A 1,122-nucleotide genomic window follows, 5' to 3' on the forward strand; every position below is an offset into this window, starting at 1 on the left:
CGGGTCACCCCTACCTGCCCTCACCAGCTTGTGGTCACCGTTATTTTCGTGTCAGCGCGGTGTCCTTAGCGAGGTGGAGCATCTGTGGTCCTTCGTCGATGAGCATTCGGCTAAGTCCAAGCGCGGCGCAGGTTCTCAGCGCTGGCGCTAAGTCGCGCTGCGCTTCGTAGGTGTTGCCGGCTACCGACAGGCACAACGCCAACGGGAGCGTGGCCTGAAGGTGTGCACGCGGGCGCTTGCGCTGATCAACGTGGTCAACACGAGCGCGCGAACGGTGACAGGCCGCAGTGAGCGCTGACGGCTGACCGTCCCTGAGGAGGAGTCGGATTTGCGAGTCCTCCCTAAGTTCAGCCGTAACGTCGCCGATTCCGTCGAGTGCTTGTGTACCTTGACCCATGACTCGCTGAGCGAGCGACTCGTCGATTCCCTCGGTCGACAATGCGGCTAATCGAACCTGTTCATAGACCAGACGGGCCTCGAGTCGCGGCAGTTGCAACTCTCTCGCGATCTGCAGGCCTTCGGCGAGTCGGCGGTCGGCGGCGGTCTTGTCACCACGGGCCAATTTCAACCGTGCCCCGGTCCCGAATGCCGCGAGCATGAAGTCGACTAGTCCGCCCTCGGCGCCGAGTTCATACGCGTCGTCCAGCAATGCCTCAGCTTCGTCGAGTTGGCCGCGTTCGTAGAGAAGTTCACCCAACAAGGAACCGGCCAGCTTCGCGACGTAGGATGGGCGTCCAGACGGCAGCAGCGCAATTCGGATCGCGTGTCGCAGGTGCGCTTCGGCACCCGCGACGTCAAGCTGCTCATTCGCGGCGATCGCCGCAAAACAGCATCCGTAGCTAGCGCTCAGGGCCCCGGAGATGCGCTGATGGTATTGGTGTCCCCACCGCTGCCAGCGCAGCGCGTCATCAAAGTCGAACACCCGGATGGCACGAAACGAGCCGACATCGGCTGCCCGGCAGAGAATCCACGGGCGAAGCGTGTCCGCCCTGTCGACACAAGCCTGAACGGCATCGGCGGCCGCAGAGGGGTCGATGCGGTCCTGGAAAGCAGCGATTACGGGGTGAACTAGTCCTCAAATAAGCGTGTCGGCGTCAGCGGGTCGCAGGATTGATTTCGATG

Annotated in this window: 2 protein-coding genes; one reads left to right on the forward strand and one right to left on the reverse strand. The window is 62.7% G+C overall.

All coding sequences use genetic code 11. From position 1 onward, the window contains the following. Window positions 1-40: 40 nt before the first annotated feature. Window positions 41-772, reverse strand: a complete 732-nt coding sequence (locus tag F6Q13_RS17675; RefSeq protein WP_293059318.1) for a hypothetical protein — start codon at window positions 770-772, stop codon at window positions 41-43. Between F6Q13_RS17675 and F6Q13_RS17680 the strand changes: the two genes are divergently transcribed. Continuing rightward, a complete protein-coding gene (locus F6Q13_RS17680) occupies window positions 668-1,072 on the forward strand; it encodes a hypothetical protein (protein ID WP_293059321.1) in 405 nt (134 codons plus the stop codon). The two genes, F6Q13_RS17675 and F6Q13_RS17680, sit on opposite strands and share 105 nt — an antisense overlap. The last annotated feature ends 50 nt before the right edge of the window (window positions 1,073-1,122 follow it).

The sequence above is a fragment of the Mycobacterium sp. genome (assembly GCF_008709575.1).
In the GTDB taxonomy this organism is placed as follows: Bacteria; Actinomycetota; Actinomycetes; order Mycobacteriales; family Mycobacteriaceae; genus Mycobacterium.